General features: G+C 64.9%; 18 protein-coding genes and 1 riboswitch. Of the genes, 17 read left to right on the forward strand and 1 reads right to left on the reverse strand.

What is annotated here, in order from left to right; translation table 11 throughout:
• The first annotated feature begins 22 nt into the window (after window positions 1-22).
• The 14 genes from RA21_RS14380 to glpD all read left to right on the forward strand — a co-directional run bounded on the left by RA21_RS14380 (window position 23) and on the right by glpD (window position 13,270).
• Window positions 23-628 (forward strand): YceI family protein, encoded by a 606-nt coding sequence (locus tag RA21_RS14380; protein ID WP_342586134.1) that lies wholly within the window; start codon window positions 23-25, stop codon window positions 626-628.
• Window positions 629-731: 103 nt separating this feature from the next.
• On the forward strand, window positions 732-1,958 hold the full coding sequence (locus RA21_RS14385) for an MFS transporter (RefSeq protein WP_019297513.1): 1,227 nt from the start codon (window positions 732-734) through the stop codon (window positions 1,956-1,958).
• Window positions 1,959-2,216: 258 nt separating this feature from the next.
• Entirely contained in the window at window positions 2,217-3,935 is a 1,719-nt protein-coding gene (gene metG, locus RA21_RS14390) for a methionine--tRNA ligase (RefSeq protein WP_039189290.1), read from the forward strand.
• 204 nt (window positions 3,936-4,139) lie between these two features.
• Window positions 4,140-4,307 carry a hypothetical protein gene (locus RA21_RS22890; RefSeq protein WP_175393028.1) on the forward strand — a complete coding sequence of 56 codons (168 nt, stop codon included), beginning with the start codon at window positions 4,140-4,142 and terminating at the stop codon, window positions 4,305-4,307.
• On the forward strand, window positions 4,304-4,474 hold the full coding sequence (hemP, locus tag RA21_RS22340; RefSeq protein WP_019297511.1) for a hemin uptake protein HemP: 171 nt from the start codon (window positions 4,304-4,306) through the stop codon (window positions 4,472-4,474). Before RA21_RS22890 ends, hemP begins: the two co-directional genes overlap by 4 nt.
• Window positions 4,471-4,947: a hypothetical protein gene (locus tag RA21_RS14395; RefSeq protein WP_019297510.1), complete on the forward strand. Its 477-nt coding sequence runs from the start codon at window positions 4,471-4,473 to the stop codon at window positions 4,945-4,947. The genes hemP and RA21_RS14395 overlap by 4 nt, the downstream gene beginning before the upstream one ends.
• A gap of 28 nt (window positions 4,948-4,975) precedes the next feature.
• On the forward strand, window positions 4,976-6,244 hold the full coding sequence (locus RA21_RS14400) for an imelysin family protein (protein WP_039150037.1): 1,269 nt from the start codon (window positions 4,976-4,978) through the stop codon (window positions 6,242-6,244).
• Between the two features lie 193 nt (window positions 6,245-6,437).
• Window positions 6,438-6,731, forward strand: a complete 294-nt coding sequence (locus RA21_RS22345; RefSeq protein WP_082008958.1) for a (2Fe-2S)-binding protein — start codon at window positions 6,438-6,440, stop codon at window positions 6,729-6,731.
• Window positions 6,679-7,167, forward strand: coding sequence for a bacterioferritin (gene bfr / locus RA21_RS14405; RefSeq protein WP_039150039.1), 489 nt, complete (start codon window positions 6,679-6,681; stop codon window positions 7,165-7,167). Before RA21_RS22345 ends, bfr begins: the two co-directional genes overlap by 53 nt.
• Window positions 7,157-8,686 (forward strand): di-heme oxidoreductase family protein, encoded by a 1,530-nt coding sequence (locus RA21_RS14410; protein ID WP_039150040.1) that lies wholly within the window; start codon window positions 7,157-7,159, stop codon window positions 8,684-8,686. The genes bfr and RA21_RS14410 overlap by 11 nt, the downstream gene beginning before the upstream one ends.
• Window positions 8,686-9,681: an imelysin family protein gene (locus tag RA21_RS14415; RefSeq protein ID WP_039150042.1), complete on the forward strand. Its 996-nt coding sequence runs from the start codon at window positions 8,686-8,688 to the stop codon at window positions 9,679-9,681. The genes RA21_RS14410 and RA21_RS14415 overlap by 1 nt, the downstream gene beginning before the upstream one ends.
• 15 nt (window positions 9,682-9,696) lie before the next feature.
• Window positions 9,697-10,776 (forward strand): DUF1513 domain-containing protein, encoded by a 1,080-nt coding sequence (locus tag RA21_RS14420; protein WP_039150045.1) that lies wholly within the window; start codon window positions 9,697-9,699, stop codon window positions 10,774-10,776.
• 138 nt (window positions 10,777-10,914) lie between these two features.
• On the forward strand, window positions 10,915-11,700 hold the full coding sequence (locus tag RA21_RS14425) for a DeoR/GlpR family DNA-binding transcription regulator (protein ID WP_039150047.1): 786 nt from the start codon (window positions 10,915-10,917) through the stop codon (window positions 11,698-11,700).
• Window positions 11,693-13,270 (forward strand): glycerol-3-phosphate dehydrogenase, encoded by a 1,578-nt coding sequence (gene glpD, locus RA21_RS14430; protein ID WP_039150049.1) that lies wholly within the window; start codon window positions 11,693-11,695, stop codon window positions 13,268-13,270. The genes RA21_RS14425 and glpD overlap by 8 nt, the downstream gene beginning before the upstream one ends.
• Before the next feature lie 86 nt (window positions 13,271-13,356).
• Here glpD and cobO read toward each other — a convergent pair whose 3' ends face one another.
• On the reverse strand, window positions 13,357-13,992 hold the full coding sequence (gene cobO, locus RA21_RS14435) for a cob(I)yrinic acid a,c-diamide adenosyltransferase (protein WP_019298452.1): 636 nt from the start codon (window positions 13,990-13,992) through the stop codon (window positions 13,357-13,359).
• Window positions 13,993-14,043: 51 nt separating this feature from the next.
• Window positions 14,044-14,252: riboswitch (cobalamin riboswitch) on the forward strand.
• Between the two features lie 97 nt (window positions 14,253-14,349).
• Between cobO and RA21_RS14440 the strand changes: the two genes are divergently transcribed.
• The 3 genes from RA21_RS14440 to RA21_RS14450 form a co-directional block, all read left to right on the forward strand.
• Window positions 14,350-14,760 (forward strand): DUF1636 family protein, encoded by a 411-nt coding sequence (locus RA21_RS14440; RefSeq protein WP_039150052.1) that lies wholly within the window; start codon window positions 14,350-14,352, stop codon window positions 14,758-14,760.
• A 2-nt stretch (window positions 14,761-14,762) separates the two neighbouring features.
• A complete protein-coding gene (cobW, locus tag RA21_RS14445; protein WP_019298450.1) occupies window positions 14,763-15,797 on the forward strand; it encodes a cobalamin biosynthesis protein CobW in 1,035 nt (344 codons plus the stop codon).
• A gap of 191 nt (window positions 15,798-15,988) precedes the next feature.
• Window positions 15,989-17,894: cobaltochelatase subunit CobN (locus RA21_RS14450; protein WP_039150054.1), on the forward strand; the 1,906-nt coding region annotated here is incomplete at its 3' end.

Here is a 17,894-nt window from a genome sequence, read left to right on the forward strand (position 1 = left end):
AGGCCTGCAAAGGAAACCCGGCTTGGACACATACGGAATGAAGCGGCGCAAACTGCTTGCCTGCCTCAGCGCTGCGATGCTGGCACCGCAGGGGCTGGGTGCAGCGCCCCTGGCATACCAGCTGGTGCCAGAGGCCACCGATGTGCGGTTCACTTTCCTGCTCAGCGGCCAGCCGCAGCACGGGCGCATTCCGGTTGCCGCCGCCCGCATCCTGATTGATCCGGCAGACCTGGCCCGCAGCCAGGCCGATATCACCCTGGACGCCCGCCGCGCCAGCACCGGGCTGATCTTTGCCACCGAGGCGCTGAAAGGCCCCGGTATCCTCGACACCGCACGCCACCCGCAGATCCGCTTCCGCTCCACCCGTGTCCGTCTAGGCCCAGACGGGCGGATCTCGGGCGGTGCGCATATAACCGGCGACCTCACCCTGCGCGGAACCACCCGCCCAATCACCCTCCAGGCCGCGCTTTACCGCCGGCCCGGCAGCGCCCCGGATGATCTGCGGGAGCTGGACGTGCAGCTGTCGGGCCAGCTCAGCCGCGCCGCATACGGCGCCACCGGCTATGCGGATTTGGTTGCCGACCGGGTCACACTTGCCATCAAGGCGCGCATCCGCCGCGCGGGCTGATACCGCCGCCCGGTGCGGAAAAGCACCGCTCCGCAGAAATACGACATGGCTTTGGCGGAAACCGGCTGGCAATGAAGCGCCAGCCTGTCATGGTCGCAGCGTTATGCGCCTGATCGTCTCCTTTGCCGCCCTGTTCCTGTCCGTCATCCTGCTGCAGCTGTCCACCGGAGGCGTCGGCCCGCTCGATGCCATCTCGGGCCTGACGCTCAACTTCACCAAGGAACAAATCGGCCTCCTCGGCTCGGCCCATTTCTTCGGCTTCTTCATTGGCTGCTGGTGGGCGCCGCGGCTGATGGGCAATGTCGGCCATTCCCGCGCCTTTGCAGTCTGCACCGCGCTTGGGGCGATGGGCCTTTTGGGCCACACGCTGACCGAAAATCCCTATGCCTGGGCGGTGATGCGGATCGCCTCCGGCCTCTGCGTGGCCGGAGCCTATACAGTGATTGAGGCCTGGCTGAACGCCAAAGTCACCAATGAAAACCGCGGCCGGGCCATGGGCACCTATCGGATTGCCGACATGAGCGCCTCGCTGGCGGCGCAGCTGATCATCGCGGTGCTGCCGCCTGCGGTTTACATCTCCTATAATCTGCTGGCTGTGGTGTGCTGCGCGGCCCTGCTGCCGCTCACGCTGACCAAGGCCAGCCAGCCGGAAACCCCCGACGCTCCACGGCTGCGGCCCAAGCTGGCCTGGCGCTGCTCGCCGCTGGCGGTGGCCGGCGTGATCGTGTCGGCGCTCAGCTCCGCCTCCTTCCGGATGGTCGGCCCGGTTTATGGCCAGGAGGTTGGGCTGGAGATCGGCCAGATCGCCTTCTTCCTTGCCTCTTTCGTCCTGGGTGGCGCGCTGGCGCAGTATCCAATGGGCTGGCTCGCCGACAAATACGACCGCCGCTGGGTGCTGATCTGGCTGTCCAGCATCGCCATCCTCAGCTGCGGCATTACCATGGCTGCCAGCGGCACAGGCACCCTGGGTGTGATGCTGGCAGCCGGCTTCTTCGGCTTCACCACCTTCCCGATCTTCTCGGTCTCCGCCGCCCACGCCAACGACTTTGCAACCTCCGCCGAACGGGTTGAGCTGTCGGCGGCGCTGATGTTCTGGTACGCGCTTGGCGCCATCGCCTCGCCCTATGTGTCCTCCGCGCTGATCGACAGCTTCGGCCCGGCGGCCCTGTTTGCCTATGTCGCCTGCGGCCACGTGGCTCTGATCGCTTTTGGCCTCAGCCGGATGAAAGTCCGCGCCAGCCCCGCAGAGCGCACCAATTATGTCTATGCGCCGCGGACATCTTTCACCATCGGGCGCCTGCTGAAACGCTCGCGCGAGGGGCGTGAATAAAGGTCAGCTTTACTGTCCGAATGTTTCGCGCGCGAAACATTCGGACAGAACCATTGACCCTTTAAAGGTTTGCTTACGAACAGCTTTCAAAGCCAAGAACTGCAGCGGCGGCAGTGGCGTGCACATTGCCTGGCCCGCAGAGGGCGGAGAAATTGCCCGCCCGCCCTGCCGCTGCGCCCGGCCCGTCGCACAGCAGGGGTTTCCGCCGCCCGCGCCATGCGCTAGACGGGCCTTTGACGCATTACCTGGATGGATGGCATGGCACGTATTCTGATCACTTCGGCGCTTCCCTACATCAACGGGATCAAGCATCTGGGCAACCTGGTGGGCAGCCAGTTGCCGGCAGATCTTTACGCCCGTTACAACCGGGGCCGCGGGAATGAGGTGATGTTCCTCTGCGCCACCGACGAACACGGAACGCCGGCAGAACTGGCCGCCGCCAAGGCAGGTAAGCCGGTTGCGGACTACTGCGCCGAAATGCACGAAGTGCAGACGGATATCGCGCAGCGCTTCGGCCTGTCCTTCGACCATTACGGCCGCTCCTCCAGCCCGCAGAACCATGCGCTGACCCAGCATTTTGCAGGCAAGCTGGCGGACGCCGGGCTGATCTCCGAAGTCAGTGAAAAGCAGGTCTACTCCAATGCCGATGGCCGCTTCCTGCCCGACCGCTATATCGAGGGCACCTGCCCCAACTGCGGCTACGAGAAGGCGCGCGGCGACCAGTGCGAGGAATGCACCAAGCAGCTGGACCCCACCGACCTGATCAACCCGCGCTCCGCGATCTCCGGCTCCACAGACCTGGAAGTGCGTGAGACCAAGCACCTGTTCCTGCGCCAGTCGGCGATGCGCGATCAGCTGGATGCCTGGATCGATACCAAGAAGGACTGGCCGGTCCTGACCACCTCCATCGCCAAGAAGTGGCTGCATGACGGCGACGGCCTGCAGGACCGCGGCATCACCCGCGATCTGGACTGGGGTGTGCCGGTCAAGAAGGGCGGCGCCGACTGGCCGGGCATGGAGGGCAAGGTCTTCTATGTCTGGTTCGATGCGCCGATCGAATATATTGCCGCTGCTGGTGAATGGGCCGAAAAGCATGGGCTTGCAGACGCCGACTGGCAGCGCTGGTGGCGCACCGACAAGGGCGCCGAGGACGTCAAATACGTCCAGTTCATGGGCAAGGACAACGTGCCCTTCCACACCCTGTCGTTCCCGGCCACCATTCTGGGTTCGGGCGAGCCGTGGAAGATGGTCGACCATCTGAAGTCCTTCAACTACCTGAACTATGACGGCGGCCAGTTCTCCACCTCGCAGGGCCGTGGCGTGTTCATGGATCAGGCGCTGGAAATCCTGCCCGCCGACTACTGGCGCTGGTGGCTGCTGAGCCATGCGCCGGAAAGCTCTGACTCCGAGTTCACCTGGGAGAATTTCCAGCAATCGGTGAACAAGGATCTGGCCGACGTGCTGGGCAACTTCGTCAGCCGCATCACCAAGTTCTGCCGCTCCAAATTCGGTGAGGAAGTCCCGGAAGGCGGCGAATACGGCGCGCAGGAGCAGGCGCTGATCGACGAGCTGACCACCCGCATCCGCGCCTATGAAGGCCACATGGAAGCGATGGAAGTGCGTAAATCGGCGCAGGAGCTGCGCGCGATCTGGGTTGCCGGCAATGAATACCTGCAATCCGCCGCCCCCTGGTCGGTGTTCAAGGAAGACCCCGAACGCGCCGCCGCGCAGGTGCGGTTGGGCCTCAATCTGATCCGGCTTTATGCGGTGCTGTCGGCACCGTTCATCCCGCACGCCTCGGACACGCTGATGGCAGCGCTGAACTCGGACGACCGCAGCTGGCCGGAAGACGTGGCGGTGGCGCTTTCCGCCCTGCCCGCAGGCCACGGCTTCACCGTGCCGGAAGTGCTGTTTGCCAAGATCACCGACGAGCAGAGCGAGGAATGGCAGGAGCGTTTCTCCGGCACCCGTGCCTGACGCACCGGACATTGACTGACACGAAGGCCGCCCCGTGGGCGGCCTTTTTTATTTGCCATCCCCTTGCCACCGCGCAAAATTTATTTCCGACTAAAAAACTCGGATTGACATAGGTGAGTAAATAAATCAGGTATACGGCATTCCAGCCAGCCTGACTCGGATCGGGCGAGCCCGAGTGACATAGAATCAACCGAGATCGCCCCCATGCCGACCAGTGCGCGCCGCCCCAGCGGCCCTGACATCAAGGAACCGGAGTCCGAGGACATGCGCCAGCTGTGGCCGCAGGTCTTTGCTCCCTCCGGCGCATTGTCTGGCTTTTGTCTGGAATGGCTTCTGGACAGGGCGGAATTCAGCGATGGGCGCACGTCATGAACCAGATTACTTCCAAACCTGTCCCCACTGAGGCCACCGCCGAGGTGTTCCCGACCTATCACGCCGAGGACCTGACCCGCGGCGGCACCCAGGCCCGTATCCTGTTGAACGGCCAGATCTATTCGCTGCGCATCACCCGCGCAGGCAAGCTGATCCTGACCAAATGAGCGCCGCCTCCCATCCCCGCGGCGGTGTGACCGTCGGCACCCTGTCGGAACTGCCGCCGCTGGAGGCCGGCGCGGTGATCTATCTGCGCCACTGGTTCTCCGGTTCCGAAACCCGCGCGCAGATGCGCCGTGATTTTGAGGTGAACTTCGGCCCGGAAATGGCGGAATCTGCCTTTGAGGCCTTTGGTTACTTGTGCAATTTCTGCGCCGCCCATGGCCGCCGCCCGCTGGTGCGCCACGGCATGACCTGCAACTGCCTGGGCGCGGATGAAAACTGCTTTGCCAACTTGCTCGCCTCAGCCGCGGAGGGCCAGAAGGACGACGCCCATGTTCTCGCCTCGCTGATCGTCACACCGCGTAAGGCGCCGGAACTGGCGAAACTTGCCTCTGACTGCGGGCTGCTGATGCAGCAGATCATGGGGCTGCAGCTGCCTGTGCAGACGGACCGCCCCGCCTCTGCCACCCTTCATTGAAAACAGAACAAACCCAAGGACTTAGCTGATGAAATCTGTCTTTCTCGCGGGCACTGCCCTCGCCGGTCTCACCCTTGGCACCACCGCTGCCCTTGCTGCTGACAAAGCCGCGGTGCTGACCAACTACGCCAACATCGCCGAGGCGAAATACCAGGACAGCCTGGCAACAGCGCAGGTGCTCAAGGCCGCCGTTGCGGCGCTGGTGGCGCAACCGTCGGCAGAGAACCTGGAGGCCGCCCGCGCCGCCTGGATCGCGGCCCGCGTGCCCTATCAGCAGTCCGAGGTGTTCCGGTTCGGCAATGCTATCGTCGACGACTGGGAAGGCAAGGTGAACGCCTGGCCGCTGGATGAAGGGCTGATCGACTATGTCGATGCCTCCTATGGCGGCCCGAGCGACGAGAACACCCTGGCGGCGCTGAATGTGATCGCCAACCCCAGCTTCGAGTTGTCGGGCCAGGCCATCGACGCCACCAAAATCACCCCGGGCCTGCTGGAAGGTGCCCTGCATGAAGCCGACGGGGTCGAGGCAAACGTGGCCACCGGCTACCACGCCATCGAATTCCTGCTTTGGGGCCAGGACCTGAAAGGGACAGAACACGGCGCAGGCGACCGCCCCTGGACCGACTATGCCACGGGCGACGCCTGCACCGGCGGCAACTGCGACCGCCGCGGCGAATACCTACAGGCGGCCACCGATCTGCTGATCTCCGACCTGGAGTGGATCGCCGCACAATGGGGCGAGGCCGGCGAGGCCCGCACCGCGCTGCTGGCGAATGAGGACGCAGGCATTACCGCGATGCTGACCGGCATGGGGTCGCTGTCTTATGGCGAGCAGGCGGGCGAGCGGATGCGCCTGGGCCTGATGCTGAACGACCCGGAGGAAGAGCACGACTGCTTCTCCGACAACACCCACAACAGCCACTACTATGACGGGCTGGGCGTGCAGAACGTCTATCTGGGTGAATACGTGCGGGTGAACGGCGAACTGGTGTCCGGCCCCTCCCTGTCCGATCTGGTTGCTGCCAAGGACGCGGATCTGGACGCCGAGATGCGCGGCAAGCTGTCCACCACAATGATGGCGCTTGGCCGCATCAAGACCGCTGCCGAAGCAGGCCTGTCCTATGACCAGATGCTGGCACAGGGCAATGCGGCCGGCGAAGCGCTGGTGATGGGCGGCGTCAACGGGCTGATCGACCAGACCCGCTCCATTGAGCGTGTGGTTTCCACCCTCAAACTGGACGGTGTTGCCATCGAAGGCTCCGACAGCCTGGACAACCCCGCCGCCGTCTTCAACTGATCGCTTTCAAGCCACAGAAGCACCCCCGTGAAGGGCCGCATTTCCCGCGGCCCTTCATGCGCAGCCAGCAAACACCCGCCAATTCCCTAGTGTTTCACTCTGGATAACCCTTGAATCCCCAGTAATTTTATCAGATATATTTTCCCAACGGAATCACTTGGCCTATTGCGCCACGGGCAAGGACGCGAGCAGCATGATCGTTTGCCACTGCACACAGATCTCGGATCACGACATCCGCGCCGCCATCGACTGGATGCGAAGCGCCGACCCTGAAACGATTATCACCCCCGGAAAAATCTATCACGCGCTGGGAAAATCCGCCGATTGCGGCGGTTGCATGCCCCTTTTCCTCGACACCATGCGTGCGAGCAGTAAGCTGGAAGTACCTGCGCAGCTTGCGAATTTACGCGCTGGATCAATTCGGGAGAAGAATAATGAAGGGCGACGCCAAGGTTATCGACTATCTGAACAAGGCTCTGCGGCATGAGCTGACGGCGGTCAGCCAGTACTGGCTGCATTACCGGCTGCAGGACGATTGGGGCCTGGGCAGCATGGCCAAGAAAAGCCGCGAGGAAAGCATCGAGGAGATGCAGCACGCGGACAAATTGATTGAAAGGATATTGTTCCTGGGCGGCCACCCGAACCTGCAAAGGCTTGACCCGCTGCGGATCGGCCAGACGCCCAAAGAAACCCTCGAATGCGACCTTGCCGCCGAAGTGGACGCCCGTGCGCTCTACAAGGAAGCCCGCGACGCCTGCAACACCGCGGGCGACTATGTATCCCAGAAGCTGTTTGAAGAGCTGATGGCGGACGAAGAAGGCCATATCGATTTCCTCGAAACGCAGCTTGAACTGCACGACCGGATCGGTGCCGAAAACTATGCCCAGCTCAACGCCACCAAGATGGCAGAGGTTGAAGACTAATTTCACGCTGGCTGCCGCACTTGCGGCGGCCACGCCCCTTGCGGCGCTGGACCTGGCCAGCCGGTACCAGGCAGAGCCGCACCTCTCCCCGTCTCCCCGCACCGATGCCGAACGCGCCCGGATTGCCGGTGCAGTTGCGCCCGCCACGGATTTCTCGGCGCCTGAGCCGTTCGAGGACCTGCCCGCAGGTGCAGCCACGGTGCGCGCCCGTTCGGATGATGAGGCGTTTTCCCAGCATTCCGCCGGCCTCAGCTTTGAACAGGAACTGGAATTCAAGCTCGGCAACGGGCTTTTCAAGAAGATCTGGGTGTTTTCGCCCGCCTCCACCAAGGCGTCTGACGGGCTCGGGCCGCTTTATAACGCGCGGTCCTGCCAGCGCTGCCACCTGAAGGACGGGCGCGGCCATGTGCCGGAGCAGCCGGATTATGCCTCCACTTCGATGTTCCTGCGAGTCTCCATCCCAGGCCCTGTGCCGCCGGAGCTGCAGGAGATTACGGACTACATCGGCACCGCCCCTGACCCGCAGTATGGCCGCCAGCTGCAGGATTTTTCCGCCCCCGGCGTCGCGCCGGAATACAGGCTGCGGGTGGAGTATGAGGAATTTGAGGTCGCGCTGTCCGGCGGTGAGACCACCACCCTGCGGCGTCCCAGCTACACCGCCGCAAGCCTCGGCTATGGCCCGCTTGCGGAGGGCGCCATGCTGTCGCCCCGCGTAGCGCCGCCAATGATTGGGCTCGGCCTATTGGAGGCGATCCCTGCCACCGACATCCTCGCCCACGCGGATGAAAATGATGCGGATGACGACGGCATCTCCGGCCGCGCCAATCTGGTCTGGTCGCGGGAATTCGGCCAGATCATGCTGGGCCGCTTCGGGCTGAAGGCAGGTTCCCCAACCGTGCATGAGCAGTCCGCAGGCGCGTTTTCCGGTGACATCGGCATCTCCACCCCGTTGTTCCCGGCCCACGCGGGGGAATGCACGGATCTGCAAACCGCCTGCCAGACGGCCCCGCATGGCGGCAGTGATTCCCGTGAAACCGAGATCGACCAGCCCAATATGGATCTGGTCACTTTCTACAGCCGCAACCTGGGCGTGCCCGCGCGCCGCAACTCCGATGACCCGCAAGTGCTGCGCGGCAAGCAGGTATTCTACAACAGCGGCTGCGCCTCCTGCCATGTGCCGAAATACGTGACCCACCGGCTGGAAGACCGGCCGGAGCAGAGCTTCCAGCTGATCTGGCCCTACTCCGACCTCTTGCTGCATGACATGGGTGAAGGCCTGGCCGACAACCGCCCCGAAGCCCGCGCCACAGGCCGTGAATGGCGCACCGCGCCGCTCTGGGGCGTTGGTCTGACGCAGCAGGTGTCACCCCGTGCCACTTACCTGCACGACGGCCGCGCCCGCACCTTGCTGGAGGCCGTCCTGTGGCATGGCGGCGAGGCGGAAGCCGCGAAGACCCGCGTTGTGGAGCTGCCGCCGCAGGACCGCGCCGCCCTGATTTCTTTCCTGGAGAGCCTCTGATGCGCGTCCTTGCCATTGCCCTGACCCTGGCTGCCGCTCCCGCTGCGGCCTCCGACTTGTCCAGCAGCATCACCGATCAGCTGATCCTCCCGGCGTTTGAGGAGCTGGCAATGGACACGGCAGCGCTGGCGGACGCAGCCAAGGCCGACTGCAACCCGCAATCCGAAGCCCTGCGCTCAGCCTATGGCGAGACCTTCGACGCCTGGATCGCCGCCAGCCACTACCGTTTTGGGCCGACGGAAACGGACAGCCGCGCCTTTGCGCTGGCCTACTGGCCCGACAGCCGCAGTAAGACGCCCAAAGCGCTGGCCGGTCTGATCCGCAGCGAGGACCCCGGCATCACCGACCCCGCCGCATTTTCCAGCTATTCCATCGCCGCCCGCGGTTTCTATGCGCTGGAATACCTCCTGTATGACCCGGACCTCTCCTCCGCCGGCAGCGCGGACTACCGCTGCACCCTGACCCGCGCCATCAGCACGGACATTGCCGCCACTGCGCAGGCCATCAGCCGGGACTGGGCAGAAAACTACGCAGGCGAAATGCGCGCACCGGCCAGCCGCTACCGCAGCGAGGATGAAATCACCCAGGAGCTGCTGAAGGCGCTGACAACCGGTTTGCAGGTGCTGGACGACATGCGGCTGGGCCGCCCGCTGGGCAGCTTTGACAAGCCCCGCCCCAACCGCGCCGAGGCCCGCCGCTCCGGGCGCAGCCTGCGGCATGTTCTGGTGTCGCTGAACGCGATGGAGCCGCTGGCGCTGGCTCTGGCACGGGATGAGGCCGGGTTGAAGGCGGACCTCGCAAAGGGTTTCGGCAAGGTCCGCAGCCGCGCCGAAGCGCTGGATGATCCGGTCTTTGCCGGAGTTGCCGACCCAACCGTCCGCATCCGGATCGAGGCGCTGCGCCAGCAAGTGAAAGACCTCCGCGCGTTTGTTTCTGAACGCCTTGGCCCGTCGCTGGGCGTCGCGGCAGGATTCAACGCGCTCGACGGCGACTGACGGAAAGGACCCCGCATGACCTCCCGCCGCGGATTTCTGGCAGGCCTGATGGCCTCCGCCCTCACACCGCAGGCCAGTTGGGCCAGCGCCGGCAGCCCGGCCTTCCTGTCGGCTGGCAAGGATGCCAGCGGCGCCTTCCTGCTGGCGGGCCTTACCGGGACAGGACAGATCCTGTTCCGCCACCCACTGCCGGACCGCGGCCATGCAGCTGCCGCGCATCCCGTGCGGCCGGAAGCCGTTGCCTTTGCCCGCCGCCCGGGCCGCTTTGCCGATGTGATCGACTGCCGCACCGGTGCCGCGCTGGCCCGGCTGGAGCCGCCCGCTGGGCATCATTTCTACGGCCATGGGGTGTTTTCCCCGAACGGCAGCCGCCTGTTCACCACTGAAAACGACTATGAGAACGCCCGCGGTTTGATCGGCGTCTGGGATGCTGCAGACGGCTACCGCCGCGTTACCGCGTTCTCCTCCGGCGGCATTGGCCCGCATGACATGGCTTTGCGCCGCGATGCGCCCGGGCTGGTGGTGGCAAACGGTGGCATCGAGACCCACCCCGACAGCGGCCGCGCCAAGCTGAACCTGCCTGACATGCGCCCCAACCTCAGCTACCTGAGCCTGGACGGCGTGCTGCAGGAACAGATGGAACTGCCGCCAGAGCTGCGTCTCAATTCGATCCGCCACCTGGCGGTGCGGGCGGACGGCACCATTGGTTTCGCCATGCAATGGCAGGGTGATCTGGGCGAACAAGTCCCCACCGCCGGCCTGCACACCCCCGGAGGCGTGCCGCGTTTGCTGGCGGAGGACGACGCGCGGGTGCTGAACATGCGGGGCTACGGCGGCTCCATCGCCTTCTGCGCCGACGGCAGCCGGATCGGCGTCACCTCACCGCGCGGCGGGGTGCTGCAAGTGATGAACACAGTGAGCGGCGCGCTGCTGGCAGTGCACAAGATGGCAGATGTCTGCGGTCTGGCCGCCTCCGCCGAAGGCTTTACGGCCAGCACCGGCACTGGCCAGTTCTATGCGGTTTCGGATAGCGGCCGGGATGAGGTGCACCACGCGGAATTGGCCTGGGACAACCACCTGATCCCGCTGATCTGAAGCAAAGTTTCCCGGTGCTTCACAGGCGCGCCCGCCACGGCGCGCCTTTTCGTTTTCAAATCCTCCGAAAGTAATACGAAAACGGATGATGACTCTTCGCGCGTGATACGCTACAGAATCGCAGCGAAAGGAAAGCAAATGGATGCCGCAAGCCGTCAGAACGAAATCATCTCTCTGCTGAACCGTCAGGACCGGGTCGAGGTTGAGGATCTCTCGCAACGCTTTGGCGTGTCCTTGCAGACCGTGCGCGCCGATCTGCGCGACCTGTCGGCGCGCGGCGCGCTGTCCCGCGTGCACGGCGGTGCCGTCCGCGTCAGCTCCGCCGCCAGCCAAGGGTACGAGGACCGGCGCAAGCTGAACGCCGGCAACAAGCTGGCGATGGCCGCCCTGGCGGCAGAGCTGATCCCCGACAACTGCTCGCTTTCGCTCAACATCGGCACCTCCACCGAACAGGTGGCCCGCGCCCTGTCCGGCCACAGCGGCCTGACGGTCATGTCCAACAATATAAACATTATCAACATGATGATGGGTGGTCAGGCCAAAGAGCTGATCCTGGCCGGCGGCACCGTGCGGCAAAGTGACGGTGCCATCGTGGGCCAAGATGCTGTGGACTTTTTCTCCCGCTACAAGGTGGATTTCGCGGTTATTGGCGCCTCAGCTTTGGATGCCGACGGCGCGGTGATGGATCACGATGCCCGCGAGGTATCTGTCGCCCGCGCAATCCTGAAAAACGCACGGCAGAAGGTGCTGGTCTGCGACGGCAGCAAGTTCGCCCGCTCCGCCCCGGTGCGGATCTGCGACCTCTCCGATCTCGACGTGGTGATCACCGACCGCCCGGTTCCCGCAGAATTTACCGAGGCCGCGCAGGCCGCCGGCACCCGCATCCTGACCGCAGGACAAAACGAAAGCAGCGAAAATGACTGACACGCCTGTAACAGACCTTTTCATCATCGGCGGCGGCATCAACGGCTGCGGCATCGCCCGCGACGCCGCCGGACGCGGCTTGTCGGTGACGCTGGCAGAGATGAACGACCTGGCCTCGGCCACCTCCTCTGCCTCAACCAAGCTGTTCCACGGCGGCTTGCGCTATCTCGAATATTTTGAGTTCCGCCTGGTGCGCGAAGCGCTGATTGAGCGCGAGGTGCTGCTGAATGCGATGCCGCATATCTCCTGGCCGATGCGGTTCGTGCTGCCGTTCCACAAGGACATGCGGTTCGACAGCGAGACGCCGACGTCCAAGCTGCTCACCACTTTCATGCCCTGGATGAAGGGCCGCCGCCCGGCCTGGCTGATCCGGCTGGGGCTGTTCCTCTACGACTCGCTTGGCAAGCGCGGCATCCTGCCCGGCACCGCGAAGCTGGATCTGGAGGCCGACCCGGCGGGCAGACCGCTCAGGGACAAGTTCAAGACCGCCTTTGAATATTCCGACTGCTGGATCGAGGACGCCCGCCTGGTCGTCCTGAACGCCCGCGACGCCCAGGCCCGCGGCGCCGAGATCCTGACCCGGACCAAGGTGCTGGCCGCTGAACGCCATGCGGACCACTGGGTGATCACCCTGCAGGATCAGGCCAGCGGCGAAACCCATCAGCGCCGCGCGAAAATGCTGATTAACGCGGGCGGGCCCTGGGTCGCCGATGTGCTGCATCAGAAGCTGGGCCAGAACAGCCGCGAGAACATCCGCCTGGTGCGCGGCAGCCATATCGTGGTGCCGAAACTGTTTGACCACGGGCGCTGCTACTTCTTCCAGGGAACCGACGGGCGGATCATCTTTGCCATTCCCTATGAGGAAGACTTCACCCTCATCGGCACAACGGACAGCGACCACTCCGATCCGGACACCGCGCCGGAATGCACCGCAGAGGAGCAGGACTACCTGATTGATTTTGCATCAGGATATTTCAATCAGCCGCTCAAGCGCGAGGATATTGTCTGGACCTATTCCGGCGTGCGCCCGCTTTATGACGACGGCGCCAGCTCTGCCACCGCGGCGACCCGCGAATATGTGCTGACACTGGATCAGGCACAGGCGCCCCTCTTGAATGTCTTCGGCGGCAAAATCACTACCTACCGCAAACTGGCGGAGGCGGCGCTAGCCAAGATCGGCAAAGTGTTCCCGCAACTGCCCGCGGACTGGACCGCAGGCGTGGCCCTGCCCGGCGGCGATTTTGCGGTGGCGGATGCGGAAAAGCTGCGCGGCAAACTGGCGGTGGATTACCCGTTCCTGACGCCCTATTGGACCCGCCGCCTGATCCGCGCCTATGGCACCGAGGCCTGGGCGGTTCTGGGCGAGGCCAAATCCGCGGCTGATATGGGGCAGGACTTCGGGGCGACGATCACCGCGCGGGAACTGGACTGGGCAATTGCCCGCGAATGGGTACGGACCGGAGACGACTACCTGTGGCGGCGCACCAAGCTGGGACTGCGGCTGGATGAAGCCCAGCGCGCCGCGGTGGATGCCTATATTCAAGGCAAGGCACAAACGCTCGCAGCATAACGCGAAGGGCAGCGCCCGTCCCGTCCCACTGGGGCGGGACGGGCGCTGCCCGGCCTTCGGCCAGGCGAAAGACCTTTGTGAGCTTCTTAAAACTCCACGCCCTTTTGCGCTTTCACGCCGGCGCGGAACGGGTGTTTGATCTGGCCCATCTCGGTCACCAGATCGGCGATCTCGATCAGCTCCTCCTTGGCGTTCCTGCCGGTCAGCACCACATGGGTCATCGGCGGCTTCTGCTCGACCAGGAACTCCAGCACCTCCTCCAGATCCAGGTACTCATAGCGCAGCGCGATGTTGATCTCATCCAGCAGCACCATGGTAATGCGCTCGTCCAGGATCATCTCCTTGGCCTTCTCCCAGCCCTTCTGCGCGGCGGCAATGTCGCGCGCCTTGTCCTGGGTTTCCCAGGTAAAGCCCTCGCCCATCGCATAGAACTGGCAGAGATCGCTGAAGTTCTCCTCGATCAGGGTCCGCTCGCCGGTCTGCCAGGCCCCCTTGATGAACTGCACCACGGCGGACGGCATCCCATGCGCAATGCAGCGCATGATCATGCCGAAGCCCGAGGAAGATTTGCCCTTGCCCGGCCCGGTGTGAACGATGATCAGGCCCTTCTCGCCCTCCTTGGTCTTCATCATCCGGTCGCGCGCCGCCTTCTTCTTGGCCATTTTGGACGCGTGACGGGCGGCTTCTTCTTCTGAAATGCCGGTTTCGGACTTTTCGCTCATGGGGGCTCTCCAGCTGTTTGACCCCATGTCTTGACAAAGAAGCCCGCCATAGCGCAAGGGGGTTCAGCTGGTTCCTGTGAAAACAGGCGAAGAGGGAATGTGAAGGCTCGCAAGAGCTCAAGCACAGCCGCCCCCGCGACCGTGACCGGATGAGGCCGCCATGCCACTGGGAATACGTCCCGGGAAGGCAGGATGGCCGGCAAGGCCTGAGCGCCTTGGCATCCGCAAGCCGGGAGACCTGCCAGCGAGAGAGAGATCAACGGGCAGACGGGGTGTTCTGCGACCGGGTGAGGGACTGGCACGACACAGTTCCTTTCTGGCCATCCCGCACGCCCTGCCGCGACAGGAGACGCGCTGATGGCTGACGATATGGCAGGCAAGACTGCCAGCACCCAGGGACCGGTCACGCTGACCGTTTGCCTCACCTGCCGCCGCGAGGGCGCCGACCCGGAGGCCGCCCGCCCCGGCGCCATCCTTCACACAGCCCTGGAAGAAGCCGGAATGCCCGAAGGCGTTCGCCTGCGCGGCGTCGAATGCCTGTCCTCCTGCAAGCGCGGCTGCGCCGTGGCCTTGGTCGGCGGCGAAGAACGCTGGACCTATGTCTACGGCGACCTCGACCCGGACCAGCATGTCCCTGAAATTCTGGAAGGCGCCGCGGCTTACGCCGCTACCGCCGACGGCGTCGTGCCCTGGCGCGAGCGCCCGCAGACCTTCCGCAAGCAATCTGTTGCCCGCATCCCGCCGGCCAAGTTCTTCTCCGAGGAGTAATCATGAGCGACCTCAACAAGATCCCCGTCACCGTCATCACCGGCTTCCTCGGTGCGGGCAAGACCACGCTGATCCGCCACCTGATGCAGAACCCGCAGGGCAAGCGCCTGGCGGTTGTGGTCAATGAATTCGGCACCGCCGGTGTGGACGGCGACATCCTGAAATCCTGCGCCGATGAAAATTGCCCGGCGGAGAACATCATGGAGCTGGCCAACGGCTGCATCTGCTGCACCGTGGCGGATGACTTCATCCCCACCATCGAACAACTGATGGACCTGCCGGAAAAGCCCGATCACATCGTGATCGAGACCTCCGGTCTGGCGCTGCCCAAGCCGCTGCTCAAGGCCTTCGACTGGCCCGCCATCCGCTCCCGTATCACCGTGGACGGCGTGATTGCGCTGGCCGATGCCGAGGCCGTTGCAAAGGGCCAGTTCGCCCCTGACCTGGACGCCGTGCAGGCCCAGCGCGAGGCGGACGACAGCATCGACCACGAAACCCCGCTGTCTGAGGTGTTCGAGGACCAGATCTCCTGCGCCGACATCGTGCTTCTGTCCAAGGCCGACCTGGCCGGCGACGCAGGCGTCGAGAAGGCCCGCGCGGTGATCGAGGCCGAAGCGCCGCGCAAGCTGCCGATCCTGCCGATGAGCGAAGGCGTCATCGACCCGCGCATCATCCTGGGCCTGAATGCCGCTGCCGAGGACGATCTGGAGGCCCGCCCCAGCCACCACGACGGCCACCACGACCACGAGCATGACGATTTTGAAAGCATCGTTGTCGAAATGGGCGAAGTCTCCGACCCGGAAGCGCTGCAGAATGCCATCGTGAAACTCGCCCGCGAGCGCAATATCCTGCGCGTCAAAGGCTATGTCGCGGTGGAGGGGAAACCGATGCGGATGCTGGTTCAGGCCGTGGGCGAGCGCCTGCGCGCCCAGTATGACCAGCCCTGGGGCGCGCAGCCGCGCAAGACCGCCCTGGTGGTCATCGCCGAGCATGACGACATCGACGAACAGGCCATCCGCGCCGAGCTGGGAGCCTGAAGCCAATGGTAGCGAAGCGTCAATTTTTTGACGGCACCGCCTGGCCGAAGGCCGGGCAGCGCCCGTCCCGCCCCCGTCAAACCGAAGGTTTGCCTTCGGCAAAACGGGGCGGGCGCTTCGCTTCCTTCCCCGCCGGGCCGGGCGCTGCCCTCCCCGTTTCCATACGCCCCTTCAGGCAAGGAGCCTGACCCATGCACGTCGTCTTCCGCGAAAGCCACGGCCTTGACGAGACCGACACCCCGCAGGACCTCGGGCAGACGCCCGCGGACCTTGTGGTGCTGTCCTTCTCCGACAGCGACCTCGGCGCCTTTGCGGCGGGCTGGCACCGTGCGGACGGCAAGCTGCCCAGCTTGCGCCTCGCCAACCTTGTGGCGCTCAAGCACCCGCTGTCGGTCGACGTTTACGCGGAACAGACACTGGAGGGCGCCAAGGGCGTCCTTGTCCGCCTGATTGGCGGCGAAAGCTACTGGTCCTACGGTCTCGCCACCCTGCAGGACCTTGCCCGGCGCAAGGGCTTCGCGCTGGCCATCCTGCCAGCAGACGGCCGCGAGGATGCGCGGCTGGATGAGCTGTCCACCCTGCCAGTCTCCACCCTGCGCCGCCTGCAATCCCTGTGCGACGCCGGCGGCGCCGTCGCTGCTCAGGCGGCGCTGGCGCAGCTGTCGCTGGCGGCCGGTCTCTACGCAGGCCCGGTTCTGGGCCTCAAGACCACACCCGAACACGGCTTCTACGACCCAGCTAAAGGCGTGCTTGCGGACCTGCCGCCGCAGGACAAACCGCTGGTGCTGGTGAGCTTCTACCGCTCCTACCTCACCGCTGCCGACACCGCCCCGGTGGATGCGCTGATCGCGGAACTGCGCGCCCGCGGCTATGCCGCCTATGGCGCCTTTGCCGCCAGCCTCAAGGCGCCCACTGCCGCGGACTGGCTGCGCGAAAAACTGCCCTCGCTGAGCCCGGCAGCCATCATCAACGCCACTGCGTTTTCCGCCCAAGGCACCGACGGCAGCGCCTCGCCGCTCTCCGCCACCGGCTGCCCGGTGTTCCAGGTCGCCCTCTCCACCGCCCGCCGCAAAGACTGGGCCGAGGCCGACCGCGGCCTCTCGCCCGCAGACCTTGCCATGCACGTGGTCCTGCCGGAAGTTGACGGCCGCATCTTTGCAGGCGTCGTCAGCTTCAAATCCCCGGGCAAGAAAGACCCGGACCTGCAGTATTCCCGCTTTGCCCACCGGGCTGATGCAGACCGCATCAAATCTGCCGTGGACCGCGTGGAAGGCTGGCTGCGCCTCGCCAAACTGCCGAATGCGGACAAGCGCCTGGCTCTGATCCTCTCCACCTACCCGGGCCGCGACCACAACCTCGCCCACGCCGTCGGCCTCGACGCGCTGGCCTCCTGCGACGAGATCCTGCACGAACTGGCGGCCCAGGGCTACGCCGTCAAGGCGCAGGAAAACACCGGTCTGCGGCTGATGGAGGAAACACTCAGCGTCCCGCTGAAGGACTACCGCCAGGCCCTCTCCACGCTGCCGCAAGACCTGCAAAACACCCTGACTGAGGCTTGGGGCAGCCCGGAAGAAGACGCAGACTGCCGCGACGGCGCCTTTCACTTCAAGGCCTTGCGGGCAGGTAACGCCCTGATCGCCCTGCAGCCCGAACGCGGCGAAGTGAAAACTCGCGTCGATGATTACCACGACCTCGACCGCACCCCGCGCCATGCCTATGTCGCCTTTTACCTGTGGCTGCGCGACCAAACCGACGCCCTCGTGCACATCGGCGCCCACGGCACCCTGGAATGGCTGCCGGGCAAGGCAGTCGCCCTCTCCGGCGCCTGCTGGCCCGAGGTGCTGACCGGCCCGCTGCCCGTCGCCTACCCGTTCATCGTCAATGACCCGGGCGAGGCCGCCCAGGCCAAGCGCCGCATCGGCGCCGTGACCATCGGCCACTTGCCGCCGCCGCTGGCGCAGACCAACCTGCCCGAGGGCATGGCGCGGCTCGAAAGCCTGCTGGATGAGTATTCCACCGCTGACGGGCTGGACCCGGCGCGGCGCGACCGGCTGATCGATGACATCCGCGCCGAGGCGCAGGGCACCGGGGTTGAGG

This window comes from Leisingera sp. ANG-DT (assembly GCF_000813785.1).
GTDB lineage: Bacteria > Pseudomonadota > Alphaproteobacteria > Rhodobacterales > Rhodobacteraceae > Leisingera.

Coding starts and splice junctions, on each gene's coding strand:
- glpD (WP_039150049.1), top strand. CDS start 11,693: ATGACTGACACGCCTGTAACAGACCTTTTCATCATCGGCGGCGGCATC.
- RA21_RS14440 (WP_039150052.1), top strand. CDS start 14,350: ATGGCTGACGATATGGCAGGCAAGACTGCCAGCACCCAGGGACCGGTC.
- RA21_RS14415 (WP_039150042.1), top strand. CDS start 8,686: ATGCGCGTCCTTGCCATTGCCCTGACCCTGGCTGCCGCTCCCGCTGCG.
- RA21_RS22890 (WP_175393028.1), top strand. CDS start 4,140: ATGCCGACCAGTGCGCGCCGCCCCAGCGGCCCTGACATCAAGGAACCG.
- metG (WP_039189290.1), top strand. CDS start 2,217: ATGGCACGTATTCTGATCACTTCGGCGCTTCCCTACATCAACGGGATC.
- hemP (WP_019297511.1), top strand. CDS start 4,304: ATGAACCAGATTACTTCCAAACCTGTCCCCACTGAGGCCACCGCCGAG.
- RA21_RS22345 (WP_082008958.1), top strand. CDS start 6,438: ATGATCGTTTGCCACTGCACACAGATCTCGGATCACGACATCCGCGCC.
- RA21_RS14425 (WP_039150047.1), top strand. CDS start 10,915: ATGGATGCCGCAAGCCGTCAGAACGAAATCATCTCTCTGCTGAACCGT.
- cobO (WP_019298452.1), bottom strand. CDS start 13,992: ATGAGCGAAAAGTCCGAAACCGGCATTTCAGAAGAAGAAGCCGCCCGT.
- RA21_RS14385 (WP_019297513.1), top strand. CDS start 732: ATGCGCCTGATCGTCTCCTTTGCCGCCCTGTTCCTGTCCGTCATCCTG.
- RA21_RS14400 (WP_039150037.1), top strand. CDS start 4,976: ATGAAATCTGTCTTTCTCGCGGGCACTGCCCTCGCCGGTCTCACCCTT.
- RA21_RS14420 (WP_039150045.1), top strand. CDS start 9,697: ATGACCTCCCGCCGCGGATTTCTGGCAGGCCTGATGGCCTCCGCCCTC.
- RA21_RS14395 (WP_019297510.1), top strand. CDS start 4,471: ATGAGCGCCGCCTCCCATCCCCGCGGCGGTGTGACCGTCGGCACCCTG.
- cobW (WP_019298450.1), top strand. CDS start 14,763: ATGAGCGACCTCAACAAGATCCCCGTCACCGTCATCACCGGCTTCCTC.
- bfr (WP_039150039.1), top strand. CDS start 6,679: ATGAAGGGCGACGCCAAGGTTATCGACTATCTGAACAAGGCTCTGCGG.